The 610-nt window shown below is 54.9% G+C and carries 1 protein-coding gene; it reads right to left on the bottom strand.

Translation table 11 applies throughout. The annotated features are described in order from the left end of the window. Positions 1-118: 118 nt before the first annotated feature. Positions 119-610: DegT/DnrJ/EryC1/StrS family aminotransferase (locus AC1DWI_RS25735; protein ID WP_477726267.1), on the bottom strand; the 492-nt coding region annotated here is incomplete at its 5' end.

Raw genomic sequence — 610 nt, forward strand, 5'->3', positions numbered from 1 at the left:
CTGTAGGGCGAGTGCTTCAGACTCCTCAGGAATATCAAAATTAAACCGCAGCCAAAATGCTGCCCACCACCCTAGACAAACCAGCAAGAGATCTGCAGTCCACAGCGAAACAGTCTCTTTACGCAAGCGCACGACGGCCCTCCGTCATGAGCAGGACATGCCGTAAATGATCAATCACGCGGTCTTGCTGAGCCGCATCAAGATTTGAACCCGAGGGCAAACAGATACCCGTTCGAAAAAGGTCCGCAGAGATATCAACACCGGACTCATGCGAAAAATAAGGAGCACCTTCAAAGAGTGGCTGCAAGTGCATGGGTTTCCAGACCGGCCTCGCCTCAATCAAGTGCCGCTCAAGCGCCTTCATCACATCGCGGCTCCTCCCTGCAGCATCTGGCCCGTTCAATGTGAAACATGTCAACCATCGGGTGGAGTGACAGCCTTCCGGCTCCGGCATCCACTGCATTTCCTGAAAATCTGCCATTGCCTCCACATACCGCTCAAACACGCGCCGGCGCTGCGAAACGCGCTGCTCCAGCACCCGCAGCTGCCCTCGCCCAATTCCGGCCAGAACATTGCTCATGCGATAGTTAAATCCGACTTCTGTGTGCTC

It is taken from the genome of Polaromonas sp. P3_C2 (genome assembly GCF_056402675.1).